Genomic DNA, 26056 nt, shown 5'->3' on the forward strand with positions numbered 1-26056 from the left:
CCCTTTCCTGTTTCGCTTATTGCGCAGCCGGTTTTTGCTCAGATGCCTGCGTTGAAGCGGTCATCAGCTGTGCCAGCAATGCATCCGCATCGCGACGTGCACTCAATGTATTATAAAAACTCTGACCTGCCTGTTTAGCTGCTTCCGGTAATTGCGCCCATTCCGTCATTGCCCGCTGCACATCCCCATTTTGCAACGCAAATTCTATGCGTGCAGTCACCGGTCCGACACCGGAACCGGCGACATCACCGATTGGCCGCGACCGCACCAGATTTTTGGCGCTGCCCACCAGCTGATCCCAGATACCGGCATCTGCCGCAGGTTTGTTCACCGCTGCCACCATATCATCCGCCAATGATGCAAATTGTGTGTTCAGCTGGCTTAGTGTCGGAATACCGGTTTCTGCCTGTGCTTCAAGTGCAGTAACAGAACCTGCCTGCTCCGGCAGCAATGACTTATAAGTCTGCAACTCATTCAGATAAGAACCACCACGGTCAATCGCGGATTTCAAAGCATTGGCCGCAATAATCGCTGCCATATCCGGCTGCGTGGCCTGCGCATCTATCTTCGTCTGCAAAGCACCCAGTTGCTGTTGCAGCGCTTTAACCTCATCCGTATCGGTATTCAGTGCGGCATTGGCCTGCTCTGCCTGAGAGCCGATCGTATTAAGCTGTGTTTCCATCGCATTCAGGCGCTCGGTCAGACCGTTCACCAGCGCACTATCCGCAGGCTGCGCCTGCCCTGGCAGTGCTTTCAGCTGCTCCTGTAAAGCAGTCACATCAGCACGGATCGCCTCATCATTCGCTGCCGGCACCTCACTGGCTCTAAGCATTTCATTCAAGTGTTTTTGAGCTTTTGCTGCATTTTTCTCTGCGGCTTCCAGGCGTGCCAGCAAATCTGCATCCGGTTTAGCTGCTGCCTGCAAACCGGCGATCTGCTGTTTCAGATCTGCGATTTCTGCAATTGCCGTCTCATCACGATTACTGTTCTGTGCCGGAAACAAACCAAGGCCTGCCCATTGCAGTGCCGTAGAGCCCAGCAGAACGATCACGCCACCTGCCAGTCCGGCAATCCACGGCGAATTTGTTTTTCTCGTCTGCGGTGCGGAACTACTGGCAGAATTCATGGTTTTTCCTGATGCAAATGGATTAGGGCCGGAAACACCGGCAGAAGATGCCGGACGGGATGTGCTCTGCGGCGGAACCGAGGTTGCAGGTTTCGCTTCAACATGCGCTTTGGGCGGAAGAGGTGCGGAAGATTTTGCAGCGGTTTGTGCCACAGGAGCCGGATCACCCACCGGCTCTGCATCCGGCACAGTTTTACCGGCAGATTTTGCAGCCGACGCCCCAACAGCCTTCACATCAGACGGATCAAGATCAATCACCACCGGTTTACGGGTGGTCTTGCTGTGACGTGACACTGTGGATTTAGCCATGAGTCCTCTCGCAAAATCTGTCTTTTAAACTTCAGATGCAACCTAAATGACGAAATTGAACAAATGGTTGCATATTTTCATCAGATCAATGCCAGCAGGCGTAATAAAGCATCCTCATCCGGCGTTTCACTGATACGTACCTGCGCACTGCAATTATCTGGTAATTCTGCAGCAATCCGTGGCGAAAGACAAAAAATATATTTCGCGCCTCTGATAAAAGCCCCCTTTGCCTGCTTGTCCAATGCAACAAACTGTCTGGCAGCGACAGCGGAATAGAGCAAAATCACCTCTGCCCTGCCGGTATCAGCAATCCGGCTCAGCTCGGCATCACTATAGGTAACAGGGCGGGTATCATAAGTCTCGGCCACGCTCAGCTGAATACCAGCGGCACTCAACTGCGCTTGAAAATCAGGCCGCCTGATTTTTCCGGTTAAATACAGTACATGACTGCCCGCCGGCATTTCTGCAGCCACATGGCGTCCCAGATGCAGCCCCCAGCCATCACCGGCATAGATTGCCTCAAAACCAACGTCCCGCGCTACAGATGCCGTTTTTTCACCCACCGCATAAAGCTGCAAATGCTGGTAAGGTGCCAGTAAATCAGGATTGATATGGCGCAGGGCATTGGCACTGGTCACGGCAACGGCATCAAAACTGCCCTGCGGCAATGATGCACCCGTTGCCACAGTCTCACTCACCGGCAGACAAACCGGATGATAACCCGCTGCTTCAAGTTTGGCGGCAGTCAAAACTGCATCCGGCTGCGGGCGTGTGACCAGAACCCTGCGCATTGTTCACCCCCAGCTGGTGAAGAAATCTGCACCGGCTTCAGTACGGATTCGCTCGGCGGCTTCCTTGCCCAGCGCCGCCGCATCTGCTGCAGTACCATCAACAAAAACGCGATGCAGGCGTGAGCCGTCCGGTGTCAAAACCATGCCGGCAAAGGAAACACGACCGTCCTTAACCTCCGCCAGTCCGGCAATCGGCGTGCGGCAGGAACCGTCAAGCTGCGCCAGAAATGCGCGTTCGCAGGTCAGCCGGATAAACGTCTCTTCATGATTGATCGGCTTAAGCAGTGCATCAACACGAGCATCATTCATACGGCTTTCAATGGTAATCGCGCCCTGTCCCGGAGCCGGCAAAAACCGCTCCGTATCCATCAGCTCAGTCACCACATGTTCCAGCCCGAGACGCTTAAGACCTGCAAAAGCGAGTAAGGTGCCATCGACCTGACCTTCTTCAAGTTTGCGCAAACGGGAATTTACATTGCCGCGAAAAGTAATGACATTCAGGTCAGGGCGGATATGACGGATTTGTGCCTGACGGCGCAGGCTGGACGAGCCAACCGTCGCACCCTGCGGCAAACCGGTCAGTTTTGCACTGGTTTTACCGACAAAAGCATCTCGCGGATCTTCACGCTCCAGATAGGTGGAAAGATGCAGTCCTTCAGGCAGCACGGTCGGCATATCTTTGGTGGAATGCACAGCAATATCAATGCGCCCCTGTAACAGCGCATCTTCGATCTCTTGAGTGAACAGCCCTTTACCACCAATCTCCGACAATGCCCGGTCCTGAATACGGTCGCCCTGTGTGGACATCGGCACGATTTCAACATCCGCTTCGCTTAAACCATGCGCTGCCACCAGGCGTGTACGTGTTTCCTCTGCCTGTGCCAGTGCTAAAGCGCTGGAACGTGTTCCGATTTTTAAACGTGGTGTTTGCATCTGGCTCTGTCCGTGATACGCGAATGTCAAAGGCTTCTCTAACTGCCTTTCACCTCAGGAGCAAATTCATGGCTGTAATATCATGAATATAATGCCTATATCCGGTGCAAGATAGGAAGATCAGCGAAGTTTGTTTATTGAGCGCATTATCCTTATGCAAAACCGCTTCATGCTTTTTGCCGGAAATGCTTTGTTAATATGGGTCTAATCGCTTATGCGCGTGCTTGGAATAGAGACAAGTTGCGACGAAACAGCCGCAGCTATCATTGAACGCCATGAAAATGAACAAGGCGGGGTGTCTTCGCGCATCCTGTCCAATGTTGTTCTCAGCCAGATTGCCGAGCACGAACCCTATGGCGGCGTGGTACCGGAAATTGCCGCACGCGCCCATGTGGAAGCCCTTGACGGATTGATCGCCAAAGCTCTTTCCGAGGCGGATATGACCATTCAGGATGTGGATGCTGTCGCCGCCACCGCAGGCCCCGGTCTGATCGGCGGGTTGATTGTCGGCCTGATGACCGCGAAAGCCATGGCCTTTGCCGCAGACAAACCTTTCTACGCCGTCAACCATCTGGAAGGCCATGCCCTGACTGCGCGTCTGACCGACGGACTGGCCTTTCCTTATCTGTTGCTGCTGGTATCCGGCGGTCATACACAGGTTATTCTCGTGCACGGCCTCGGCCACTATGAGCGCCTCGGCACGACGATTGATGATGCGCTGGGCGAGGCTTTTGACAAGACCGCCAAGCTGCTGGGATTACCTTATCCGGGCGGCCCTGCGGTTGAACAGGCTGCACTCAAGGGCGATGCCTCACGGTTTGAACTGCCGCGCCCGCTCAAAGGTGAAGCACGACTGGACTTTTCTTTCTCCGGTCTTAAAACCGCCGTGCGCCAGACAGCAACTCAGCTTGTGCCGTTGAGCGATCAGGATGTGGCGGATATCTGCGCGTCTTTTCAGACGGCCGTTGCCGATACGCTGAATGACCGCGTGAAGCGTTCTCTGCTCCGTTTTCGTGAAACCTATCCGGATAAAGAAAATCCGACCCTTGTCGTTGCCGGTGGCGTTGCCGCCAATAAAATACTGCGCAAAGGACTTGAAACGCTTTGTGAAAAACACGGCTTCGATTTTCTCGCCCCGCCGCATATTCTTTGTACCGACAATGCAGCCATGATTGCATGGGCAGGTGCCGAACATGCAGCCCGCACAGCGCCGGATAATCTCGATTTTGCACCGCGCTCGCGCTGGCCGCTGGACAGCACATCGGCACCGCTGGTCGGTTTTGGTCGCAGAGGAGCAAAAGCATGAGTAAAAAGATTACGATCTTAGGCGGCGGCGCATGGGGAACAGCGCTCAGCTGCATGGCCGCGCAGAACGGCCATAAGGTCGTGCTGTATGCCCGCGATCCGGCAACGGTTGATGACATTAATCACAATCATCGTAACAGCCGCTATCTCGGCGATATCGCCCTGCATGACAATCTGCGTGCGACCAGTGATGCAGCCGCAGCTCTGAACAATGCCGATACGGTTCTGGCTGTTATCCCTGCACAATCCATGGCTGCTGCATTGCAGGAACTGAAACCGCTTATTCCGGATGATTGCCCTGTTGTGCTTTGCGCCAAAGGCATTGAACGCTCCACCGGACGGCTGATGTCGCAAATCATTGCCGATATTCTGCCTGCCCATCCGATTGCAGCACTTTCGGGCCCGAGCTTCGCCAGCGATGTTGCCCGCGGCTTTCCGACTGCCGTGACGATTGCCTGTGAAAATATTGCCATTGCCGATGATCTGGCCGCACAGTTCTCCGGCAGCACATTCCGCTGCTATTCCTCCGTTGATCTGATCGGTGTTGAAGTCGGCGGCGCGTTGAAAAATGTGATTGCCGTAGCAGCCGGTGCCACGATCGGTAAAGGTCTTGGCGCATCGGCACAGGCGGCACTGGTCACCCGCGCTTTTGCTGAATTACGCCGCATAGCGGCTGCCTTTGGCGGACGGCCTGAAACCCTGATGGGATTATCAGGCCTCGGCGATCTGATGCTGTCCTGTTCTTCCCCGCAATCGCGCAATTACTCCTACGGGCTGGCCTTGGGACGCGGCGAACCGCTGGAAGGCCTGCTGCTGGCCGAAGGTGTGGCCACAGCGCCGGTGATTGCCGAACTTTGCGCGCGCAAGCAGATCAATGCACCGATTATCACCACGATTGCGGCTTTGCTCAATGGCAGTATTACTATTGATGCGGCTGTTACCGGATTATTGTCCCGTCCTTTGAAAAACGAAGATTAGGAACCTGACCTCATGCTGTTCGCCATTCTCTGCAATGACAAAGCCGACCATCTGCAACTGCGTCTTGATACCCGCCCTGCCCATCTCGATTATCTGAAAAGCCTCGGCGACAAGATCAAATTCGGCGGCCCTTTTCTGAGCGAAACCGATCAGAAACCAGTTGGCAGCATGCTGATGGTTGAAGCTGAGACTATGGAAGATGCAAAAGCCGTTGCAGCTGCTGATCCTTATGCATTGGCTGGTCTGTTCGACAATGTGACTGTACGCCCGTGGAACTGGGTCATCAACAAACCTGCTGAATAAACTTGGCCTGCTGAATAAATCCGGAGAAAACTGTGGCATATTGGCTGTTTAAATCTGAACCATTCAAATGGTCGTGGGAAATGCAGAAAGCCAAAGGCGCTGTCGGCGAGCAATGGGACGGCGTGCGCAATTATCAGGCACGCAATAATATGCGCGCTATGCAGCTTGGCGATAAGGGCTTTTTCTATCATTCCAATGAGGGACTGGAAGTCGTCGGCATTGTGGAAGTTTGTGCATTAGCGCATCCTGACAGCACAACGGACGATCACCGCTGGGAATGTGTGGATATCCGCGCCGTCTGCGATATGCCGAAGCCGGTGACATTGAAAGATGTGAAGGTTAATCCGCTATTGAGCGATATGGCGCTGGTCACATCCATGCGTCTTTCCGTGCAGCCCGTCAAAGAAGATGAATGGATCGAGGTCTGCCGGATGGGCGGATTAGACCACACCAAAATTTGAGAAAATAAAAATGCAGAGCGCAACCCAAACTATAGTCCGGAAGCGTTCTGCGTTTGCAGTCGCTTATCCTCTGCTTGATCCGGAGCGTCTATGCCCCTCCTGATCCCTGACGCAGACCGCGCAACGCAATTCATCCTCGACAATACCGGCATTCACCACCCGCCCCATGTGCCGGAAATCGTGCTTCATCTTGCCGATGAAGCACATGATCTTTGGCACAAGACCGAAGAAGAACTTTCCGAAATCGGATTACCGCCCCCCTATTGGGCTTTCGCATGGGCAGGCGGACAGGGCGTTGCCCGTTATATTCTCGATCATCCGCAGGCTGTACAAAATAAACGCGTACTGGATTTTGCTTCCGGCTCCGGTCTGGTCGGTATTGCCGCCCTTTTAAGCGGTGCACGTTCTGTAACCGCCAATGATATCGATCCTTTTGCCCGCTATGCCATCAGCCTGAACAGTGTTTTGAACAAAGTATTCTGTGACTTCAGCAATGCTGATCTGATCGGGCAGGATGTGAGCGACACGATCGATGTTCTGCTGGCCGGTGATGTCTTTTATGACAAGCCATTGGCCGACCGGTTGATCGTCTGGTTTGATATGCTTGCCGCCAAAGGCGTGCAGATTATCGTCGGAGATCCCGGACGTTCGTATCTGCCGCGACACCGGCTGACAGAAATGGAAGTCTATTCCGTCCCCGTCACCCGCGCTCTGGAAGATGCTGATGTTAAACGCACCACCGTCTGGCACTACGGTGAAACAGAAAAGGCGTAGCTAAAAGCCACGCCTGATTGGTTTGTGTGTGATGCTAGAACATAGCACTTCTCGACACTCTTCAAATATAACGCTTCGCATATTTTTAACTTTGTCGCTAAGCGCTATATTTGAGCAATAGTGCTCAAATATAGCGCTTAGCTCCGGCAACACACATCACCACAACACAAGCCACCGCCATCATTGCTATGCTTACCGGTTCACCCAGCACAAAGGCTGCCAGAGCAAGTCCAAAAAACGGCTGCAATAATTGCAACTGACCCACGCCTGCCGCACCGCCAAGTGCCAGCCCGTGATACCAGAAGAAAAAGCCGATCAGCATACTGAACAGCGACACATAAGCCACGCTCAGCCATGCCGGTGCGCCGATGCCCGCAAAGCTATCCGGACGCAAAGCAATAGCGAGTACCAGCATTACCGGCAACGCCAGCACCAGTGCCCAGCAAATCACCTGCCAGCCACCGATTGAACGCGACAGACGTGCGCCTTCCGCATAGCCATAACCACAGACAATGATCGACAACAGCATCATCACATTGCCATAGAGCGAAAATTCGCCCCCTGACTGATCTTTCGTCAGAGCGAAAATTGCCACCGCCGCACTGCCTGCCAGCGAGAAAGCCCAAAACCGCCATGACGGATTACTGTCGCCGCGCAAAACCGCAAAGACTGCCGTGCTCAGTGGCAACAGGCCGATAAAGACAATCGCATGGGCTGAAGTCACATATTGCAGCGCTAATGCTGTAAACAGCGGAAAACCAATGACAACCCCGCCGGAAACCAGCGCCAGTGAAACAAGCTCTGATGGTGTCGGCAGTTTCTCACGAAAGGCCAGTAACAAAGCGCCGCCCAGCACACCGGCAATCGCCGCCCGCAGGACAGTAAGGAAGACCGGATCGATCTCCAGCACCGCAAGTCGGGTTGCCGGTAGTGAGCCACTGAAAATTAAAACGCCGATAAAACCGCTGATCCAGCCAGCACTTTGGTTATCCGCCTGCTTATTCATTTTCACATATTCTCGAAATTTATTGCGTATTTCGTGATAAATATTGATACACAGACAAAATTGTCAGATACAATTTCAGTACAATTTAAACAAACTGTACTGCTCAATTCGGAGATACAGATGACTTATCATTCCGGATATACAGCGCCGGACGCACTGCAAACAGCAAGTGGTACGGCTGATCAGCTTTCCGTCAGTCAGGAAATTCTGGAAGCGACAACGCTGGTTGAAAAGGTCATGACAATCATCCGCGACCGCATCAGCGCCATGAGCCTGATGCCGGGCGCGCGTTTGCCCTCCATCCGCCGTCTTTCGGAAACCATGTCCATATCCAAATCCACAGTCGTGGAAGCCTATGACCGGCTGGTGGCTGAAGGCATTATTCAGGCGCGACGCGGTGCCGGTTTTTATGTCGCTGAGAAAAATCATCCGCCGCTCATCAGCTCGGATTTTGCAGACACCCATAACCGTAATATCAATCCCTATTGGGTGATGCGGCAATCGCTGAGCAATACAGAAACCACCTTCAGACCGGGTTGTGGCTGGCTGCCATCAGACTGGCTGCCCGAAGAAGCCATCCGCCGCGCCTTGCGCCAGATTGCCCGTAACCCCGTATCGAACATATCGGAATATGACGAACCGCTCGGCCTGCCGCTGCTGCGCCAGCTTCTCAGCACCCGCCTGCGCGAACAGGGCGTTACAGCCGCACCGTCACAAATCCTGCTCACCGATTCCGGCACCAATGCTCTTGATCTGATCTGCCGTACTTTTATCCGCACCGGCGATACGGTTCTGATTGATGATCCGTGTTATTTCAATTTCCGTGGCCTGTTACTGGCGCAGGGCGTCAATCTTGTCGGTGTGCCTTACACACCCCAAGGTCCCGATCTGGAAAGCTTCGCCCGTCTTTGCACCCAGTACCGGCCAAAACTCTATCTCTGCAATTCCGGTATTCACAATCCGACCGGCGCCACAATACAACCGGCAACAGCGCATCGCCTGCTCAAACTCGCCGAACAGCATGATCTGATTTTGGTTGAAGATAATATTTTTGCGGATTTTCATCAGAACCCGCCACCGCTACTGGCAGAGCTCGACGGTCTGGAGCGGGTAATCCATATCGGCAGCTTTTCCAAATCCCTGTCAGCAGCCACCCGTACCGGCTATATTGCTGCGCGTCCTGATTGGCTGGAAAATCTCACCGACATGAAACTGGCGACCAGTTTCGCCAGTAATGCCCTGTCCTCACAGATCATTTATCAGTTGCTGACCGATGGCAGCTACCGCAGCCATATTGAGAAAATCCGTGTCCGGCTGGCAGAGTGTCAGACACGGACACGACACAAACTTCTCAATGCAGGCTTCAAACTCTGGTGCGAGCCGGTTGGCGGCATGTTTCTCTGGGCACAATTACCGGATGATCTGCCTGAAGATGTGGACAGCGACATGATTGCCAGACGTGCTCTGGATCATAATATTGTTCTGGCGCCCGGCAATATTTTCAGCCAGTCACAGACATGCAGCCGCTTCATGCGCTTTAATGTTGCCCAGTCCGTCCATCCGAAAATTTTCGATACGCTCAGACAGATCATGTATCTGCCCGCGACATGAATGTGAGATAAATCAGCCGCGACGAACACGGATAACCGTATCTCCCGAAAGATGCGGTAATAAACGCATCATATCGCGACGGCTCAGGGCAATACAGCCTTCGGTCGGCGTATATGTTTCCCGTGAAAGATGGAAAAATATCGCGCTACCGCAACCTTTTTTGCGCTCGGTAATATTCCAGTCCATAACAACGCAAATATCGTAGAGCTCATCTTTGCGCCACATCTTTTCATGGCTGCGCTGATAGGAAGCTGCAACCGGACGATTATAATTGCGGTCATTGGCAGCATCACACCAGCCATCCTGCGGCTGTGTCGCCCGAAAGTGCAATGCCGTCGCCGGCTGATCTCCGACCACCGGCGTCTGGCGGCGGTATCCGTAAAGCAGACGCATCTGCGTCAAAGGCGTTGCACCGTCCCCTTCGCGCTTGCGAGAAGACACGCCGCCCTTGCCCAAAGCACAGCGCAACACCAGCGGTCCGGCAATCAGATAACCCTGGCTGCGATGCCCGGGACGCACATGAACATCCATAATTTTAATCGTGCGGGATGTTTTTCTGCCTGCATCTCCCTGCATCAGGCCGCTTTGCTTTGCTTCTCTGCCGAGTATCATATGTATAGGCCCCCTCCGGACCGGTTCTATATGCTATTTTCCGGTAACGCTCTGGAAACACCAGAGAATCATTTCTCCGCATATATTTACACAGCTAATTTTATTCACATCCATAAACTGATGTCAGATCACTTAAAAGCAGCATTAAAGGCGTATTTTATAAGGTAAATTTTGTTTCATCTGACCTCTCTTTAGTTTTTCTTCGTTAAATGTCATAAATCACCCATCTTGCTGATGTTCAGCTCCCGTTTTGAAACCGAATGAGGCAGATATGATCGCCCATACACTTCTGATTGTTGATGATGATGAGGATCTCCGTTCCATCCTGATCGACCAGCTGTCACTTCACCCTGAATTTCAGATCCTGCAGGAAGACACTGCCGGTAAAGCAATTCAGACCGCACGGGCCAATAATATCAGCCTGCTGATTATGGATGTCGGCTTGCCGGATATGGATGGCCGTGATGCTGTCAAACAGCTGCGTGCCGGTGGTTTTACATCACCTATCATCATGCTGACCGGTCACGATACGGATTGCGACACCATTCTGGGCTTTGAGTCCGGTGCCAATGACTATGTTACCAAGCCGTTCCGTTTTGCAGTGCTGCTTGCCCGCATCCGCGCGCAGCTGCGCCAGCATGAACAGAGCGAAGACGCGACCTTTATCGTCGGGCCTTATACATTCAAACCAAGCCAGAAGCTGCTGCTCGATCAGAAAGGCGATAAAATCCGCCTCACTGAAAAAGAAGCGGCAATCATCAAATTCCTGTACCGCGCCGGTGGTGTGGTCGGACGCGATGTCTTGCTGGAAGAAGTATGGGGCTATAATTCCGGCGTTACCACGCACACGCTGGAAACCCATGTCTATCGTCTGCGTCAGAAAATCGAACTGGATCCGTCCAATGCCAGCCTGCTGATTACCGAAAGCGGCGGGTATAAACTGGTTCCCTGAAAATGAAGGCAGCCCGACACTCACGATGTCCGGGCTGCTTAATATTCTGCATAACAGATGATTTTATCGAAAACTTTAGATATTTTTCGGTAATTTGGATTACAGCATAATTCTTCCGGAACAGGACACTGACTATTCCCGTGCGGGAACCGGTTCCGGAATAAGGATTATGTGCAAGAAAGAGACATATGGCGCTCGATGATGACATTCAGTTCCTGAGTACGATTGGCCTTTTCGAGGCCTTCTCGGCTCAGCACCTGCGGCTGCTTGCCTTTGGCGCAGAACGCATGGTTCTGCGTACCGGCAGAGAACTGTTTCATGAAGGACAAAGTGCTGATTGTGCCTATATTGTTGTCAGTGGCAGCATTACCCTTTTTCATGAAGGCAAGCAGGGACGCGTCAATCTGCGTTCGATCAGCACCGGTACGGTGCTGGGTGAAATGGCGCTGATTGCGCAGAGCAGCCGCCTGACCGGCGCTGTCGCTGATACGGAAACCGAAGTGATCCGTCTCAGCCGTTCCATTTTCCACCGCATCCTGGAAGAATATCCGGAGCTTGCCGCTTCGCTCTATCTGCATATCAGTAATAATCTGAATGAGATGGTCGAGCAGATTGACAAGCTGTCATCCCGTTTTTCCGATTAAAGCATCTCCGCTTTTGCCGGAAATGCTTTAAACCGGCAATTCGATACGCCGCGTAAGTGTGATTGCGTTTAAAAATGCCTCGTCATGACTGGTAATCAGCAGCGCCCCTTCATAGGTATTGAGCGCCGTTTCCACCGATTGTAATGCTACAATATCCAGATGATTAGTCGGCTCATCGAGAATGAGCAGTTCCGGTGCCTGAACACCGCCCAGAACACAGGCCAAACCAGCCCGCAATCTCTCACCGCCGCTGAGCCCCCCCACCTTTTGCAAAGCCGCATCTGCACGGAACATAAAGCGCGCGAGCGCGGCGCGGCAATCATTATCCGTAGCTTCAGGTTGCAGAAGTTTAAAATTATCCCTGATACTCAGATCATCATTCAACAGGCTCACATGCTGATCCAGCATGGCATGACGGACATAATATTGTACGCTGCCCTGCTGCGGTGTCAGCTTTCCCGCCAATACATGCAGCAAAGTCGTTTTTCCTGATCCGTTCGGCCCGCACAATGCAATGCGTTCCGGCCCTGTAATCTGCAATGACAAATCCTGAAATAACGGCTGACGATCATTAAAAGTCATTGTCAGATGTTCCGCAACGAGTACCGTTTTCGTTGCGGCAAGACTGAGATTGCCAAGCATAAAGTTCTGCGGGATCAACCGTTCAAACTTGCTCTGCGCCTCACTCAGCGCCTGCTGGCTGCTTTCTGCCTGCTTTTGCGCCAGTTGATTATTACGCCCGCCGGTTGCCTGTGCGCGATCTTCTCTGGCGTCCAGCAATAACTTGCTTTGCCCTGCACTGAAACGTGATTTCTTACCGGCAGAATCCCGTTTCTCCTGCCGCTCTCTGATGAGGCGTGCCTGTTTTTCCGCCTGTTTGGCGGCTGTTTCAGCTACTGCAAGATCATGACGGGCAGCGGCTATCTCTTCCGCTTTGCGCATCTCATAAAAATCCCAGTTACCGCCATAAGACGACACACCAATTGGCGTCAGCTCAATAATCCGGTCCATCTCGCGCAATAATATGCGGTCATGGCTGACCACCAGCGCCCCGCCACGCCAGTTGCGCAGCAAATGCAGTACAGCCTCACGCCCCTGCATATCCAGATTATTGGTCGGCTCATCCAGCAGGATCAGATCCGGCTCGTGAAAAATCAGGGCAGCCAGAGCGGCACGGGTTTTCTGCCCGCCGCTTAAAGTACTCAGTTGCGTTTGCGCGCTGAGTTTTGGCAGTCCCATTTGGGAGAGCGCATCCTCAATCCTGCTTTCCAATGTCCAGTCCGCATCAGCCAGATCATCATCGCTGCCTTCACCTGCCAGAATACGCGCCTGCGCAGCCAGTTGCACGGTCACACCAAACAAGTCCGCAATCGCTTCATGGGCTTCATCAGTATTCTGATGCAGGAAACCGAGTTTGGCATGACTGGTCAGCGAACCACTGGCCGGTGCTGTTTCACCGGCAATGATACGCAATAAAGTTGATTTACCCGTGCCGTTACGCCCGATCAGACCGGTACGTTCACGGGACAGATGAAGAGAAAGATTTTGAAAAAGACTGCGGCCGTCAGGCGTTTGCGCAGAAATATTTTGCAGTGTGTACAGAGTTATCAAGAGCAGCATCCAGTGAAACAACAAAAACATCAGTTAAGAAAAACTGTGCTGTCTGCTTCATTGTGATGAACCCCTCAAATACATTGCTTAATCGGCACAAGCGGCCATGACATTCATTTAGACAGGCATCATGACTTATTCAAGTCACGATGCCTTGAATATTTCAGTCGAGATCGAAGCGGGCGATAACCGGCACGTGGTCGGAAGGACGCTCCCAGCCACGGGCATGGCGCAGAACCTGCAGTTCTTTCATATGCGGCTCAAGATCTTTGGAACCCCAGACGTGGTCAAGGCGACGGCCACGATCAGATGCGTCCCAATCCTTGGCACGATAGCTCCACCATGTATAAATTTTCTGATCTGCAGGGATTACCTGCCGCATCAAATCACTCCAGCCACCTTTAACCCGTAAATCTTCCAGTGTCTCGGTTTCAATCGGTGTATGGCTGACAATTTTCAGCATCTGCTTATGTGACCAGACATCATTTTCCAGCGGTGCAATATTGAGATCGCCCACCAGAATGGAAGAAAAACCATCACCACGATCTGCCGTTACTGCCCGCATTTCCTCAAGGAAATTCAGCTTATGGGCAAATTTCGGATTGATCGTCACATCCGGTTCATCCCCGCCGGCAGGCACATAGAAATTATGGATGCGGATTGATTTACCGCCTGCCTGCACAACACTGCTGAGGTGACGGCAATCACCCATATCGCAGAAGCCGATAACTTCCGTATTTTCCATCGGTCTGCGCGACAGTGTGGCCACGCCGTGATAGCCCTTCTGACCGCTGATCGCGATATGTTCATAACCGGCATTGCGCAGCTCTTTGAGCGGAAACTGGTTATCAGGACATTTGGTTTCCTGCAGACACAACACATCCGGTGTGTGCTTCTCCAGAAAGTCCAGAACCAGTGGCAAACGAAGGCGAACTGAATTGATATTCCAGGTGGCGACGGAAAAACTCATTAAACTGCTCAACGGGCTGAAGGGTAAAAGACAAAACAGGTGAGGTTTCACCATAGCTTGCGTAACATAAGCCGCTTATGCAGGATGTGCAAATGCCGGATAAATAAAAAATGCCGCGCTAAAGCAGGCGCGGCATTTTCAATAGTTTGAACAAGGATCAGCGATTTTTGCGTTTCATAGCCAGACGCTGATAGTCAATCTTGAACATATTATCCGCAAAACGCACACCTTTCTGCACGTTGAAGATCATCACCGTGGTATCCTGACGTTGCGCATCAGTGATTGTCCACTGCTTCAGTTCCGCATTGGCCGGATCAAACATCAGCGCAATTGTGGCATCGGCAAAAACCGCTTTGTCGCCCAAAATCATGGTCAGCGCATCCGGTTCGTTTTTCAAACCGCGCAAACGGCCGCCGCCCAGATCAACATGATCGCTCAGCAGCAGCTTCAGCGGTGTTTTCGACAGCGGATACAAATCCCATGTATCCAGCTTCTTATTATTGACGACGACGGATTCGCCATCGGAAATCACTGTGATCGGCGATTTATCATAGTTGAAACGGATTTTTCCCGGACGCTCAATGTAGAATTTACCGCCAGTCTGATCGCCTTTCGGGCCAAACTGCACAAATTCACCGGTCATGGTTTTCACAGCTGTAAACTGATTGGCAATAGCCTGTGCCTGTGCACCGCTATTGGCCGATTGTGCCTGCGCGAAACCGGCAGGCAGCAGCACGCCCAGAGCAATAGATGCAGCAGTGAAATATTTTGCGACCATGAAAGGCAATTTCAGTTTCATCAGAAACATACGCTCCCGTATTCGTTATAACGGTTTTCACCGTGTTCTTTTATCTTTTAAACCGGTAGTTTGACCTGACTGTGGCAGAGCAAAATCAGTAATCATCATCCTGCGTCGGAACAAGAATATCGCGTTTGCCCGCATGATTGGCAGGTCCCACAATACCTTCTTCTTCCATACGCTCAATGATCGAAGCTGCGCGGTTATAACCAATGCCGAGACGGCGCTGGATATAGCTGGTTGAGGCCTTCTTATCGCGCAGCACCACCGCAACAGCCTGATCATAAGGATCGTCGGAATTTTCCAGATTGGACGTACCGGACGGTGCGGAACCGCCCTCGTCCTCATCATCTTCCATAACGGCATCCAGATATTCCGGCACGCCCTGCGCTTTAAGGTGCTGAACCACCTGTTCAACTTCATCATCGCCGACAAAAGGCCCGTGAACACGCTGGATACGCCCGCCACCGGCCATAAATAACATATCACCCATACCCAAAAGCTGCTCTGCACCCTGCTCACCAAGCACTGTGCGGCTGTCAATTTTGGAGGTAACCTGAAACGAAATACGGGTCGGGAAATTCGCCTTGATCGTACCGGTAATCACATCCACCGACGGGCGCTGCGTTGCCATAATCACATGGATACCGGCAGCACGAGCCATCTGCGCCAGACGCTGCACCGCGCCTTCAATATCCTTACCGGCAACCATCATCAGATCGGCCATTTCGTCGATAATCACGACGATATATGGCATTGGCGACAAATCCAGCTCTTCGGTTTCATAAACCGCCTCACCGGTATTGCGGTCAAAGCCGGTCTGTACCGTACGGGAAATCTGTTCGCCTTTTTTCTCAGCCAGTGAAACCCGACTGTTGAAACCGTCAATATTGCGCACGCCGACTTTCGACATTTTGCGATAGCGGTCTTCCATCTCGCGCACTGCCCATTTCAGTGCGACAACCGCTTTCTTCGGATCAGTCACCACAGGGGTGAGCAAATGCGGAATACCGTCATAAACGGAAAGTTCCAGCATTTTCGGATCAATCATAATCAGGCGGCATTCCTGCGGGGTCATGCGATAGACCAGTGACAGGATCATGGTATTAATCGCCACAGACTTACCGGAACCGGTAGTACCAGCCACCAGAACGTGAGGCATTTTGGCGAGATCGGCAATCACCGGCTCACCATTAATGGTCTTGCCCAGTGCCAGTGCCAGCTTGGTTTTGGTCTGCATGAAATCGCGGCTCGCCAGCATTTCACGCAAGAATACCATTTCGCGCTTCGGATTAGGCAGTTCAATACCAATGGCATTGCGCCCCGGCACCACCGCCACACGGGCAGAAATCGCACTCATTGAACGGGCAATATCATCAGCCAGACCGATAACACGGGAAGATTTAATCCCCGGCGCCGGCTCCAGCTCATACATGGTCACAACCGGACCCGGCTTGACCTGAATAATTTCACCGCGCACACCGAAATCTTCCAGCACACCTTCCAGAACACGGGCATTCTGCTCCAACGCTTCTTTTGACAGTGACGGGTCACGCGCAACCACTTTCGGTTCGCTCAGATAATTGAGATCCGGCAACATGAAGCGACCGCCATTATTCACCGGATGCGTTGGTGCACGGGCCGTCGGTGCCTTTCGTGCCGCCTGCATGCGCGGTGCTTGTGCCTGTGCAGCCGCAGGTTGCTGCGGTGCCGGTGCATCATCATAATCATCATCGTCAAAATGCATGTCATCAACAGCATGACCGGCAGGTTCAAAGCCCGGTTCAAACCGCTGACCTGCACCCCGACGCGCGACTGTCACATCACCGAACGGATCATCATTGCGGTTGTGTCTGCGTGCTGAGGACGGATTGCGCTTCAGACCAAACATGCGCCGCACCGATGCCTTGGCGCTCAGCATCCAGTGGGATGCAGCACCCAATGTCGATGCGGACAGAGCAGAGAAGAAGCCCGTGCGGATTTCGCCGGTTTCCTCATCAAAATCTTCATCATAATGATCATCTGCGACCTGACGTGCTTTGGCACGGACAGGTTTTGTCAGGCTGCGCTCACGGCCGATCAGACCGCTGGCAAAGGCGCATAACCACAAAGCCGGAACTGACAAAATAACAGCAATACCAAGCGCGATCACACCAGTAGGGAATTCCCCCAGAAACACACCCGGTACTTTGAGCACCATATCGCCGAACACACCGCCAAGCCCGATCTGCATCGGCCAGCTTTCCGGCGGCGTGACACAGCTGGCAATCGCAGCAAACAGCAAAGATGCAAAAAACCATGCGGAAATACGTCGTGCCAAACGGTCAATGCGACCATTGACGATCATCAAAATGCCCCAAAAAACCAGCGGCAGCACCACAACGACACTGGAAAGACCATAAAACTGCATGGCAAGATCGGCAAAAACCGCCCCCGGATAGCCTGCAGCATTGGTCACTTCATTGGCGGTCGCATGGCTGAAACTCGGATCAGCCACATTCCATGTGGCAAGCGCCGCAACAGCTCCCGCCACCAAAGCCAGCAGCAACAGGCCGGAGAAAATATCAATCTGGCGGCGCAGCAAAGCGCTGAGCCTCAGACGTTCTCCTCGAATTTCCTGTTCATCTGGCCCGTAGGACGGTGAATAGCCTTGCCGCATGAAACCTGCCTCAATTTTTTTCACCTGTTTTCCCCGCAGAAGTGCCGGAATACAGGTAAATTTTATGAATCGCGTCCGATCATACAATAATGGTAGTTAAGACAGCATTAACCATGAACTCGCCATTCCTTGACATATTCAACAGGCTTAAAATATAGAAAAACGCCCGTTTTCGGGCGTGTTTTATAATTTCACTCTGCTTTGCAGTGCAAATCTCAATCGCGGACGCGGATCAGGCCTTCCTGCGCCGTAGAGGCAATCAGCACACCGTCACGGGTAAAGATTGAACCGCGGTTGAAACCACGTGCACCGGTCGCCATCGGGCTGTCCTGACTATAGAGCAGCCAGTCATTCAGCCGACACGGATGATGGAACCACATCGAATGATCAAGACTGGCAACCTGCATACCCGGATCAAACACCGCGCGCCCATGCGCATGCAGCGACGTATCCAGCAAAGTCATGTCTGAGAGATAGGCCAGAATTGCCGCCTGCAAGGCACGGTCATCCGGCACCTCGCCGCAGGCGCGTACCCAGACATTCTGCTCCGGCGGCAGCGGATCTTTGGTGAGATAATGGCTGAGCGATACCGGTTTCATATCAATTGGCTGGTCGCGTTCCAGATATTTGCGCACAGCCTTTGGCGCCATCTGAATATATTGCTCTTTCATATCTTTGATGCTGAGCAGCTTTTCCGGCATCGGCACATGAAGCGGCATCGGAATCTGATGCTCAAGTCCTGCTTCATCAATCTGGAACGAGGCAGACAAAGTAAAAATAGCTTCGCCATGCTGGATTGCTACAACCTGACGGGTCGAAAAGCTCGAACCGTCACGTAGCCGTTCCACGCGATAAATAATCGGAATTGAAGGATCACCGGGTCGCATGAAATAGCCGTGCAGGGAATGGACAAAACGCCCTTCCTCTACAGTACGCTGTGCCGCAACCAGTGCCTGACCGATCACCTGCCCGCCAAAAACCCGCTGCCAGCCCACCTGAGGGCTGCGACCACGGAACAGATTATGTTCCAGCGGTTCCAGATCAAGGATCGACAAAAGTTCTTTCATTGCTTCAGACATAGGAAACTCATTTTCTGCAGTAGCTATACTATGGCTACAACCGGTCGTCTGACGGCGCAAGGGATTGCGGGTAAAAACTGCGGCATTTCCGCTTGAGACAAACCGGCTTAAAGCCTATCTACATCTATGTGTTATAAAGCACGAACTGGTTGAAAGAGAACTGACAGTCCTGCAAACCTGTCGTGCAGAGAAGGAAACCGTCATGGCCAAATCATCCCGCAAATCATCTACGGCTGCTGCTGAGGCGGCATCTGCTCCGGTCAAAACAGATGTTCTGATCGCAGGCGCGGGCTATGTGGGGATGACCACGGCGGTTGCCATTAAAACCGGCGCACCTCAGCTGGATGTCACAATCATTGATGCCGCACCGGCCGGTCAGTGGAAAAAAGATCCGCGTGCTTCAGCGATTGCCGCCGCCGCAACCCGTATGCTGGAACAGCTTGGCTGCTGGCAGGCGATCAAACCGGATGCCCAGCCGATCAATGACATGGTGATCACCGATTCCCGCGTATCCGATCCGGTGCGCCCTGTTTTCCTGACCTTTGCCGGTGAGGTTAATCCGGGTGAACCCTTCGCTCATATGGTTGAAAACAAAGTTCTCAATGCCTCGCTTCATGCCAAGGCAGCTGAACTCGGAATTAATGTGATTGAAGGCTGCGGTGTTGAAGGTTTCACCACCGCCTCCAATGCTGTGACTGTAACACTGGCTGATGGCCGCACGCTTCAAACAAGACTACTGATCGGTGCCGATGGTGTGCGCTCCCGTATGCGCGATCAGGCCGGTATCAAAACTGTTCACTGGAGCTATGGCCAGTCCGGTATTGTCTGCAATGTCTCCCATGAACGTCCGCATGAAGGCCGCGCGATTGAACATTTCCTGCCTGCAGGGCCTTTTGCCATTCTGCCGTTGAAAGGCAACCGTTCCTCCCTCGTCTGGGCAGAGCGCACTGAAGATGCCAACCGTCTGGTTGCGCAGGATGATTTCGTTTTTGAAGCCGAACTGGAGCAGCGCTTCGGTCATCATCTGGGTGAAATCCGCGTAGAAGGCAACAAACGGGCCTTTCCGCTGGGTCTCACATTGGCGCGTGAATTTGTAAAGCCGCGCTTCGCACTGGTCGGTGATGCCGCTCACGGTATTCACCCGATTGCCGGACAGGGGCTTAATCTCGGCTTCCGCGATGCGGCAACGCTTGCACAGGTGATTGTTGATACCGAGCGCCTCGGTCTTGATATCGGCTCCTTTGCTGCGCTCGAAAAATACCAGACATGGCGCCGCTTCGACACTGTGCAGATGGGCGTCAGCACCGATGTTCTGACCCGACTGTTTTCTAATGACAATCTGGCACTGCGCACCGTGCGTGACATCGGGCTCGGTCTTGTTGACCGCCTGCCGGTGATGAAAAACTATTTCATCAAACAGGCAGCCGGTTTTGGCAAGGAAAACCCGCGCCTGTTACAGGGTGAAGCGATCTGACAAAAATCTGCTTGGATTGCACTGGATAATAGGCACGTCAAAACTATTTCTTTTCATAGAGTCTCAGACACGGGATCAATTAGGAGAGAGACAATGAACCGAACTGCCACGGCCATCTGGAACGGCGACCTGAAAACCGGTACCGGAAAACTGACAACCCAGAGCACCGCACTCAATGAACTGCCATACAGCTTCAAATCACGGACTGAAGATATACACGGTAATGCAGGCACCAATCCGGAAGAACTGATTGGTGCTGCCCATGCCGGTTGCTTTGCCATGATGCTGTCATCCCTGCTTTCCACCAATGGCACACCGCCAACGGAATTACAGGCAACCGCGACCATCAGCACCGTGCCGAATGAAGGTGGCGGTTTTTCTATTGCCAAAAGCGATCTGACCTTGCGCGCACGTGTTGCCAATATTTCAGAGAATGATTTTCAAAAGCTGGCCAAGCAGGCCAAAGAAAATTGTCCCGTCTCCCGCGCTTTGAACGCGCTGGAAATCAATCTTACAGCCACATTGCTGTAAGAGAAGCTCCAATAAAAAAGCCGCCGGTCAGACTGGCGGCTTTTTTATTTATGCAGGCATATGACAGACAACTTCTATCATATGTCCGTCAGGATCTTTAACCAAAGCACTGTAATAATCGGCATGATAATTAGGGCGTAAAACCGGTGCGCTATGCTCAACTCCGCCTGCACTGAGTGCTGCCTGATAGAAACGCTCAACCTCGCCGCGTGTACCCGCCAGAAATGCCAGATGCATCTGCCCCTGATAGGCGGAGCCTTTTTGCGAGCCAATCCAGAATTCCGGTTTACCATGACGGCCATAGCCCTGCCAGTTGCCGAATTCAGTTACAGCATCAATACCTAAAGGTGCCAGAGCAGCAGAATAAAACGCCCGTGCCTTATCTTTATTGGTGACCATAAATCCGATCTGATCAAGCATAGCGGCCTCCGCCAAAGATTACACATCTTATGCAAATGCAAAACGCCGATAACGCGTAAGAGTTGCAGGTTAACTTATAAAAATTTAAACGCGCTTAATCCGGCGGATTTATGAAGCCAATAAAAAAGGCACCACGAAAGGTGCCTTTTAATTTTTTGATTATTCACACGATTACACGCGACGTTCGACCATCATTTTCTTGATTTGGCCATCAAGAGGCGTGGAAGCCGCAGGCTGACTGGGAAATAAGAAGAAGCGATTGCCGCGATTACACGCGGCGCTCGACCATCATTTTCTTGATTTCGGCAATCGCCTTCGCAGGGTTCAGGCCTTTCGGGCATGTCTGCGCGCAGTTCATGATTGTGTGGCAGCGATAAAGGCGGAACGGATCTTCAAGGTTATCGAGACGTTCGCCTTTTGCCTCATCACGCGAGTCAATCAACCAGCGATAGGCCTGAAGCAGCACGGCAGGGCCGAGATAACGGTCGCCGTTCCACCAGTAGCTCGGGCACGAGGTCGAGCAGCAGGCGCACAGAATGCACTCATAAAGACCGTCCAGCTTGGCGCGGTCTTCATGGCTCTGCAACCACTCTTTCTGCGGCTCAGGAGAAACCGTTTTCAGCCATGGCTCGATGGAGCGGTGCTGCGCATAGAAATGGCTGAGATCAGGCACCAGATCCTTCACAACCGGCATATGCGGCAGCGGATAGATCTTAACAGTACCTTTGATATCTTCCATGCCTTTGGTGCATGCAAGCGTATTCGAACCATCAATATTCATGGCGCAGGAGCCGCAAATACCTTCGCGGCAAGAGCGACGCAGCGTCAGAGTCGGGTCGATTTTGTTCTTGATGTACAAAAGTGCATCGAGAACCATCGGGCCGCAATCATCAAGATCAACATAAAATGTATCGAGACGCGGGTTCTGACCGTCATCCGGCGACCAGCGGTAAATCTTGAATTCACGCAGGTTTGTTGCACCCGCAGGTTTGTCCCAGACTTTGCCGGGACGGATCTGCGAATTCTTGGGAAGTGCCAGTTCTACCATTGCTCTTTCCCCAATCCTTAGTAAACGCGCGCTTTAGGCGCAATTTTAGCGAGGCTGATACCACCGTCTTCTTCCTTGACCAGCGGGTCAAGATGAACAGGGCGGCTGCCAAGCGTAACTTTGCCGTCTTCTGAGAGCCAGGACAGCGAATGCTTGCGCCAGTTCACGTCATCACGGTTCGGGAAATCCTCATGGGCATGAGCGCCACGGCTTTCCTTACGGGCTTCAGCGGCCACAACAGTGGTCATCGCATTGGCCATCAGGTTTTCCAGCTCCAGTGTTTCCATCAGATCAGAGTTCCAGATCAAGGAGCGATCAGTCACTTTAATATCCGGCATTTCTTTCCAGATCGCGGCCATACGTTCACAACCCTGTTTCAGGGATTCTGAGGTACGGAACACAGCCGCATCTTCCTGCATGGTGCGCTGCATTTTTTCACGCAGAACAGCAGTCGGAGTGCCGCCGTCAGCAAAGCGCAGACGATCAAAACGCTCCATAATCTTATCGCAGGCAGCGAGATTGAGATCAGGAATTTTTGCAGCGCGGTCAATCACTTCACCAGCACGGATTGCAGCCGCACGGCCGAATACCACGAGATCGATCAGTGAGTTTGAGCCAAGACGGTTTGCACCGTGAACCGACGCACAACCGGCTTCACCCACAGCCATCAGACCAGGCTGTACGCGATCAGGATTTTCTTCCGTCGGGTTCAGCGCTTCGCCCCAATAGTTGGTCGGCACGCCGCCCATATTGTAGTGAACTGTCGGCAGAACCGGAATCGGCTCTTTGGTCAGGTCAACACCGGCAAAAATCTTGGCGCTTTCCGAAATACCCGGCAGACGCTCATGCAGAATTGCCGGATCCAGATGATCCAGATGCAGATAAATATGATCTTTGTTTTTGCCAACGCCGCGGCCTTCACGGATTTCAATGGTCATGCAGCGTGAAACCACGTCACGCGATGCCAGATCCTTAGCGGAAGGTGCATAACGCTCCATGAAGCGCTCGCCTTCGGAGTTAACCAGATAACCGCCCTCACCGCGTGCGCCTTCAGTAATCAGGCAGCCTGCGCCGTAAATACCAGTCGGGTGGAACTGAACAAATTCCATATCCTGCAGAGGCAGACCGGCACGTGCAACCATACCGCCGCCATCGCCGGTGCAGGTATGGGCAGAGGTTGCCGAGAAATACGAACGACCGTAACCGCCGGTGGCCAGAACGACCATTTTAGCGGAGAAACGGTGAATGGTGCCGTCATCCAGATTCCATGCCACAACGCCGGTGCAAACACCGTCAGTCATGATCAGATCAAGCGCGAAATATTCAATGAAGAACTGCGCATTGTTCTTGAGTGACTGGCCGTAGAGCGTGTGCAGAATAGCGTGACCGGTACGGTCAGCAGCAGCACAGGTACGCTGTACCGGAGGGCCGTCACCGAAGTTCTGCATATGGCCGCCGAACGGACGCTGATAGATTTTGCCTTCCTCTGTACGGGAGAACGGCACGCCGTAATGTTCCAGCTCATAAACCGCCGCAGGCGCTTCACGGGCCAGATATTCCATGGCGTCTGTATCACCGAGCCAGTCGGAGCCTTTAACAGTGTCATACATATGCCACTGCCAGCTGTCCGGCCCCATATTGGAAAGCGAAGCAGCAATACCGCCCTGCGCTGCAACCGTGTGGGAGCGCGTCGGGAAAACCTTGGTAATACAGGCCGTTTTAAAGCCCTGCTCTGCCATACCCAGTGTTGCACGCAAGCCTGCACCACCGGCACCGACAACCACAACGTCAAATTTGTGATCGACAAAGGTATATTTGCTGCCGTTAGCAGCTGTGTCTTTAGTTGTTGCCATTTGGCCTATCAACCTCCGAAGCTGAGCTTGAGGATTGCAAATACACTCGCGCCGCCAACAACAATCGCAAAGAAGGTGTTGAGCATAACGCAAACAATCTTCAGGCCTTCGCCATGAATATAATCTTCAATAATAACCTGCATGCCCAGACGCATGTGATAAACACCGGTCAGAACAAACAATGCCATAACAATCGCATTAAACGGATGGGCGATTGCAGCGCGGACTTCTGCATAATCTGCACCATTGAGGCAGATAATCAGGCCGATGAAATAAATCACCAGTGGCACAAGTGCGACGGCACTCATACGCTGTGTCCAGAAATGGCCGGTGCCTTCCTTGGCGGAACCAAGGCCGCGAACCTTACCCAGAGGGGTGCGCATATCTTGCATATATCAGTCCTCTCAGCGCAGGCTGTAAGCCACAACCCAGATCAGGATTGTCGCAACAACTGAAAACACGACCGTGGCCCAGGCCATTTTGCTGGCAGTGTGCTTTTCGAGTCCTGCGCCCATGTCCCAGATGAAATGGCGGATACCGCCCGCCAGATGCTGCATCAAAGCCCATGTGTAGCCAAACAGCACAAGCTGTCCTACCCAGGAGCCGAACAGGCCATTGACGAAATTGAAGCAATCTTCGCTGACCGCTGCGGAAATCAGCCATACGGCAAGCAGTACAGTTCCGAAATAGAGCGCGCCGCCGGTAATACGGTGAATGATCGACGTCGTCATCGTGATTGCCGGTTTATAAATCGACAAATGCGGTGACAGCGGGCGCTGGCTTTTGACTATTGGTCTTGTTGTCATAGCTATCCTGGTAAATGTTACCGATAAACAGGCCTTGCTAAACATGCCGTTATACCGGCAAAATCTATGGTCTGTTCATGCCCAACAGAGTCTATATCTATGATGAACCTGCGCCCAGCATAGATATAGACTCTGTCATTTTAACATGCTGCGCAATTCTTGAAGCTTCACAGGCTCAGGAGCCGCGCAGTAGAGCGAATACGGCCAAGATCGTTTAAAGGACGACCATGTTAGGGCTTATCTACTGCGCTTTTATCACTACGTCAAAGTCACAACCATGCGACCAGCCATGCAATTAGTCGCACCTGAGCAGAGAGATGACGTTTTAAACGGTTTTATTCAGCCTATTACCGGACATCTGTCTGAAAAATAAAATCCGGCAACATTTAAATTGTCCTGATTTTAAGCCGTCAGACAGTGTTTCAGCACTTTTATTGCAGATGTGGTGCGAAACGAATCACAAAACTACTCCAGTCAGCAGTCGTTGCCATTTGCTCATAGAGCTTGCGGCCATCTTCAGGCTGGCGTGGCGCATTAAGCGCCAGCTTACTCCATGTACGCTCTTCAGCCTTGTCGGCCAGCACATCAATCAGTGCTTTGGCTATACCTTTTTTACGGTGATCATGATGCACATAAATATGATCAACCTGTCCGGCACGCATACCGGAAACCGGCTCCGGTAAATCATAGAAAATCACAAAACCGACCAGCACACCATCAATACGGGCACCGAGCAATTCGGCGCTGCGGTCTTGCAGCAGTTTCTCAGCGTAATACTCATCCGGCCGGCGCGGCGCACCGCGCTTCAGTGCTTGCGCATAATCGGCCAGCAACGGGGCAAGTTCACGGGCATCACGTAAGTGAAGCAGTGAAATATCAATAGCGTGATCCTGTGTCATGATAGTTTCCCCATTGAGAATACGAAGCAGAGTAACTGCTTCTTTTAAAAACACCAGAGCATGTCGCAGCTAAATGGACTCATTTAGCGTTCGCGAACATGC

26 protein-coding genes are annotated in these 26056 nt (G+C 52.5%); 10 read left to right on the plus strand and 16 right to left on the minus strand.

Translation table 11 applies throughout. The annotated features are described in order from the left end of the window. Positions 1 to 16: 16 nt before the first annotated feature. The 3 genes from HBA93_RS07820 to hemC all read right to left on the minus strand — a co-directional run bounded on the left by HBA93_RS07820 (position 17) and on the right by hemC (position 3159). On the minus strand, positions 17 to 1435 hold the full coding sequence (locus tag HBA93_RS07820) for a COG4223 family protein (RefSeq protein ID WP_221722916.1): 1419 nt from the start codon (positions 1433 to 1435) through the stop codon (positions 17 to 19). Between the two features lie 80 nt (positions 1436 to 1515). After that, positions 1516 to 2226, minus strand: coding sequence for a uroporphyrinogen-III synthase (locus HBA93_RS07825; protein WP_221722917.1), 711 nt, complete (start codon positions 2224 to 2226; stop codon positions 1516 to 1518). 3 nt (positions 2227 to 2229) lie between these two features. Further along, positions 2230 to 3159 carry a hydroxymethylbilane synthase gene (gene hemC, locus HBA93_RS07830; RefSeq protein ID WP_221722918.1) on the minus strand — a complete coding sequence of 310 codons (930 nt, stop codon included), beginning with the start codon at positions 3157 to 3159 and terminating at the stop codon, positions 2230 to 2232. A gap of 214 nt (positions 3160 to 3373) precedes the next feature. On the opposite strand from hemC, the gene tsaD reads away from it, so the two are divergent. The 5 genes from tsaD (at position 3374) to HBA93_RS07855 (ending at position 6980) form a co-directional block, all read left to right on the plus strand. Then, positions 3374 to 4465: a tRNA (adenosine(37)-N6)-threonylcarbamoyltransferase complex transferase subunit TsaD gene (gene tsaD / locus HBA93_RS07835; protein ID WP_221722919.1), complete on the plus strand. Its 1092-nt coding sequence runs from the start codon at positions 3374 to 3376 to the stop codon at positions 4463 to 4465. Next, a complete protein-coding gene (locus HBA93_RS07840; protein WP_221722920.1) occupies positions 4462 to 5442 on the plus strand; it encodes an NAD(P)H-dependent glycerol-3-phosphate dehydrogenase in 981 nt (326 codons plus the stop codon). The genes tsaD and HBA93_RS07840 overlap by 4 nt, the downstream gene beginning before the upstream one ends. A gap of 12 nt (positions 5443 to 5454) precedes the next feature. After that, positions 5455 to 5745, plus strand: coding sequence for a YciI-like protein (locus tag HBA93_RS07845; protein ID WP_221722921.1), 291 nt, complete (start codon positions 5455 to 5457; stop codon positions 5743 to 5745). A gap of 32 nt (positions 5746 to 5777) precedes the next feature. Continuing rightward, positions 5778 to 6206 (plus strand): EVE domain-containing protein, encoded by a 429-nt coding sequence (locus HBA93_RS07850; protein WP_022709673.1) that lies wholly within the window; start codon positions 5778 to 5780, stop codon positions 6204 to 6206. Positions 6207 to 6296: 90 nt separating this feature from the next. Next, entirely contained in the window at positions 6297 to 6980 is a 684-nt protein-coding gene (locus tag HBA93_RS07855) for a class I SAM-dependent methyltransferase (protein WP_221722922.1), read from the plus strand. 124 nt (positions 6981 to 7104) lie between these two features. Here the strand turns inward: HBA93_RS07855 and HBA93_RS07860 are convergent, their stop codons facing one another. Then, entirely contained in the window at positions 7105 to 7986 is an 882-nt protein-coding gene (locus HBA93_RS07860) for a DMT family transporter (protein WP_221722923.1), read from the minus strand. A gap of 237 nt (positions 7987 to 8223) precedes the next feature. Between HBA93_RS07860 and HBA93_RS07865 the strand changes: the two genes are divergently transcribed. Further along, on the plus strand, positions 8224 to 9597 hold the full coding sequence (locus tag HBA93_RS07865; RefSeq protein ID WP_286201826.1) for an aminotransferase-like domain-containing protein: 1374 nt from the start codon (positions 8224 to 8226) through the stop codon (positions 9595 to 9597). A gap of 12 nt (positions 9598 to 9609) precedes the next feature. Here the strand turns inward: HBA93_RS07865 and HBA93_RS07870 are convergent, their stop codons facing one another. Further along, positions 9610 to 10173, minus strand: coding sequence for a L,D-transpeptidase family protein (locus HBA93_RS07870; RefSeq protein ID WP_221723047.1), 564 nt, complete (start codon positions 10171 to 10173; stop codon positions 9610 to 9612). A 307-nt stretch (positions 10174 to 10480) separates the two neighbouring features. Here HBA93_RS07870 and HBA93_RS07875 point away from each other — a divergent pair, with 307 nt between their 5' ends. Next, positions 10481 to 11161 (plus strand): response regulator transcription factor, encoded by a 681-nt coding sequence (locus HBA93_RS07875; protein WP_028233341.1) that lies wholly within the window; start codon positions 10481 to 10483, stop codon positions 11159 to 11161. 188 nt (positions 11162 to 11349) lie between these two features. Continuing rightward, positions 11350 to 11805: a cyclic nucleotide-binding domain-containing protein gene (locus HBA93_RS07880; protein WP_121992201.1), complete on the plus strand. Its 456-nt coding sequence runs from the start codon at positions 11350 to 11352 to the stop codon at positions 11803 to 11805. A gap of 27 nt (positions 11806 to 11832) precedes the next feature. Here HBA93_RS07880 and HBA93_RS07885 read toward each other — a convergent pair whose 3' ends face one another. The 5 genes from HBA93_RS07885 to tesB all read right to left on the minus strand — a co-directional run bounded on the left by HBA93_RS07885 (position 11833) and on the right by tesB (position 18923). Beyond that, positions 11833 to 13425, minus strand: coding sequence for an ABC-F family ATP-binding cassette domain-containing protein (locus tag HBA93_RS07885; protein WP_221722925.1), 1593 nt, complete (start codon positions 13423 to 13425; stop codon positions 11833 to 11835). A gap of 154 nt (positions 13426 to 13579) precedes the next feature. Next, the gene (locus HBA93_RS07890; protein ID WP_221722926.1) at positions 13580 to 14386 is read right to left on the minus strand and encodes an exodeoxyribonuclease III; all 807 of its coding nucleotides are present in this window, start codon (positions 14384 to 14386) and stop codon (positions 13580 to 13582) included. 157 nt (positions 14387 to 14543) lie between these two features. Beyond that, complete coding sequence (locus tag HBA93_RS07895; protein WP_075654699.1) at positions 14544 to 15185, minus strand: outer-membrane lipoprotein carrier protein LolA; 642 nt, start codon at positions 15183 to 15185, stop codon at positions 14544 to 14546. Positions 15186 to 15279: 94 nt separating this feature from the next. Then, positions 15280 to 17844, minus strand: a complete 2565-nt coding sequence (locus HBA93_RS07900) for an FtsK/SpoIIIE family DNA translocase (RefSeq protein ID WP_221723048.1) — start codon at positions 17842 to 17844, stop codon at positions 15280 to 15282. A gap of 215 nt (positions 17845 to 18059) precedes the next feature. Next, positions 18060 to 18923 (minus strand): acyl-CoA thioesterase II, encoded by an 864-nt coding sequence (gene tesB, locus HBA93_RS07905; RefSeq protein WP_033315854.1) that lies wholly within the window; start codon positions 18921 to 18923, stop codon positions 18060 to 18062. A 202-nt stretch (positions 18924 to 19125) separates the two neighbouring features. Between tesB and HBA93_RS07910 the strand changes: the two genes are divergently transcribed. Together HBA93_RS07910 and HBA93_RS07915 are read left to right on the plus strand one after the other, a co-directional pair. Continuing rightward, the gene (locus HBA93_RS07910; protein ID WP_221722928.1) at positions 19126 to 20397 is read left to right on the plus strand and encodes a ubiquinone biosynthesis hydroxylase; all 1272 of its coding nucleotides are present in this window, start codon (positions 19126 to 19128) and stop codon (positions 20395 to 20397) included. 93 nt (positions 20398 to 20490) lie between these two features. After that, positions 20491 to 20928 (plus strand): OsmC family protein, encoded by a 438-nt coding sequence (locus HBA93_RS07915; protein ID WP_022709741.1) that lies wholly within the window; start codon positions 20491 to 20493, stop codon positions 20926 to 20928. A gap of 48 nt (positions 20929 to 20976) precedes the next feature. On the opposite strand, the gene HBA93_RS07920 is transcribed toward HBA93_RS07915, so the two are convergent. From HBA93_RS07920 to HBA93_RS07945, 6 genes are all read right to left on the minus strand, one after another. Then, positions 20977 to 21348: a VOC family protein gene (locus HBA93_RS07920; RefSeq protein ID WP_122093025.1), complete on the minus strand. Its 372-nt coding sequence runs from the start codon at positions 21346 to 21348 to the stop codon at positions 20977 to 20979. 268 nt (positions 21349 to 21616) lie between these two features. Next, on the minus strand, positions 21617 to 22396 hold the full coding sequence (locus HBA93_RS07925; protein ID WP_022709743.1) for a succinate dehydrogenase iron-sulfur subunit: 780 nt from the start codon (positions 22394 to 22396) through the stop codon (positions 21617 to 21619). Between the two features lie 17 nt (positions 22397 to 22413). After that, positions 22414 to 24249 carry a succinate dehydrogenase flavoprotein subunit gene (sdhA, locus tag HBA93_RS07930; protein WP_121992197.1) on the minus strand — a complete coding sequence of 612 codons (1836 nt, stop codon included), beginning with the start codon at positions 24247 to 24249 and terminating at the stop codon, positions 22414 to 22416. An 8-nt stretch (positions 24250 to 24257) separates the two neighbouring features. Continuing rightward, positions 24258 to 24641, minus strand: coding sequence for a succinate dehydrogenase, hydrophobic membrane anchor protein (gene sdhD / locus HBA93_RS07935; protein WP_022709745.1), 384 nt, complete (start codon positions 24639 to 24641; stop codon positions 24258 to 24260). Between the two features lie 12 nt (positions 24642 to 24653). After that, positions 24654 to 25055 carry a succinate dehydrogenase, cytochrome b556 subunit gene (gene sdhC / locus HBA93_RS07940; RefSeq protein WP_121992196.1) on the minus strand — a complete coding sequence of 134 codons (402 nt, stop codon included), beginning with the start codon at positions 25053 to 25055 and terminating at the stop codon, positions 24654 to 24656. Between the two features lie 431 nt (positions 25056 to 25486). Next, positions 25487 to 25954, minus strand: a complete 468-nt coding sequence (locus HBA93_RS07945) for a GNAT family N-acetyltransferase (protein ID WP_121992195.1) — start codon at positions 25952 to 25954, stop codon at positions 25487 to 25489. Positions 25955 to 26056 lie beyond the last annotated feature (102 nt).

Origin of the sequence: Ochrobactrum sp. SFR4, assembly GCF_019730395.1 — a bacterium.
Taxonomy (GTDB): domain Bacteria; phylum Pseudomonadota; class Alphaproteobacteria; order Rhizobiales; family Rhizobiaceae; genus Pseudochrobactrum.

Bases quoted from the DNA above. Each gene is read 5' to 3' on its own strand.
- HBA93_RS07820 (WP_221722916.1), bottom strand. From the start codon at position 1,435: ATGGCTAAATCCACAGTGTCACGTCACAGCAAGACCACCCGTAAACCG.
- HBA93_RS07825 (WP_221722917.1), bottom strand. From the start codon at position 2,226: ATGCGCAGGGTTCTGGTCACACGCCCGCAGCCGGATGCAGTTTTGACT.
- hemC (WP_221722918.1), bottom strand. From the start codon at position 3,159: ATGCAAACACCACGTTTAAAAATCGGAACACGTTCCAGCGCTTTAGCA.
- tsaD (WP_221722919.1), top strand. From the start codon at position 3,374: ATGCGCGTGCTTGGAATAGAGACAAGTTGCGACGAAACAGCCGCAGCT.
- HBA93_RS07840 (WP_221722920.1), top strand. From the start codon at position 4,462: ATGAGTAAAAAGATTACGATCTTAGGCGGCGGCGCATGGGGAACAGCG.
- HBA93_RS07845 (WP_221722921.1), top strand. From the start codon at position 5,455: ATGCTGTTCGCCATTCTCTGCAATGACAAAGCCGACCATCTGCAACTG.
- HBA93_RS07855 (WP_221722922.1), top strand. From the start codon at position 6,297: ATGCCCCTCCTGATCCCTGACGCAGACCGCGCAACGCAATTCATCCTC.
- HBA93_RS07860 (WP_221722923.1), bottom strand. From the start codon at position 7,986: ATGAATAAGCAGGCGGATAACCAAAGTGCTGGCTGGATCAGCGGTTTT.
- HBA93_RS07865 (WP_286201826.1), top strand. From the start codon at position 8,224: ATGACAATCATCCGCGACCGCATCAGCGCCATGAGCCTGATGCCGGGC.
- HBA93_RS07870 (WP_221723047.1), bottom strand. From the start codon at position 10,173: ATGCAGGGAGATGCAGGCAGAAAAACATCCCGCACGATTAAAATTATG.
- HBA93_RS07875 (WP_028233341.1), top strand. From the start codon at position 10,481: ATGATCGCCCATACACTTCTGATTGTTGATGATGATGAGGATCTCCGT.
- HBA93_RS07880 (WP_121992201.1), top strand. From the start codon at position 11,350: ATGGCGCTCGATGATGACATTCAGTTCCTGAGTACGATTGGCCTTTTC.
- HBA93_RS07885 (WP_221722925.1), bottom strand. From the start codon at position 13,425: ATGCTGCTCTTGATAACTCTGTACACACTGCAAAATATTTCTGCGCAA.
- HBA93_RS07890 (WP_221722926.1), bottom strand. From the start codon at position 14,386: ATGAGTTTTTCCGTCGCCACCTGGAATATCAATTCAGTTCGCCTTCGT.
- HBA93_RS07895 (WP_075654699.1), bottom strand. From the start codon at position 15,185: ATGAAACTGAAATTGCCTTTCATGGTCGCAAAATATTTCACTGCTGCA.
- HBA93_RS07900 (WP_221723048.1), bottom strand. From the start codon at position 17,844: ATGCGGCAAGGCTATTCACCGTCCTACGGGCCAGATGAACAGGAAATT.
- tesB (WP_033315854.1), bottom strand. From the start codon at position 18,923: ATGTCTGAAGCAATGAAAGAACTTTTGTCGATCCTTGATCTGGAACCG.
- HBA93_RS07910 (WP_221722928.1), top strand. From the start codon at position 19,126: ATGGCCAAATCATCCCGCAAATCATCTACGGCTGCTGCTGAGGCGGCA.
- HBA93_RS07915 (WP_022709741.1), top strand. From the start codon at position 20,491: ATGAACCGAACTGCCACGGCCATCTGGAACGGCGACCTGAAAACCGGT.
- HBA93_RS07920 (WP_122093025.1), bottom strand. From the start codon at position 21,348: ATGCTTGATCAGATCGGATTTATGGTCACCAATAAAGATAAGGCACGG.
- HBA93_RS07925 (WP_022709743.1), bottom strand. From the start codon at position 22,396: ATGGTAGAACTGGCACTTCCCAAGAATTCGCAGATCCGTCCCGGCAAA.
- sdhA (WP_121992197.1), bottom strand. From the start codon at position 24,249: ATGGCAACAACTAAAGACACAGCTGCTAACGGCAGCAAATATACCTTT.
- sdhD (WP_022709745.1), bottom strand. From the start codon at position 24,641: ATGCAAGATATGCGCACCCCTCTGGGTAAGGTTCGCGGCCTTGGTTCC.
- sdhC (WP_121992196.1), bottom strand. From the start codon at position 25,055: ATGACAACAAGACCAATAGTCAAAAGCCAGCGCCCGCTGTCACCGCAT.
- HBA93_RS07945 (WP_121992195.1), bottom strand. From the start codon at position 25,954: ATGACACAGGATCACGCTATTGATATTTCACTGCTTCACTTACGTGAT.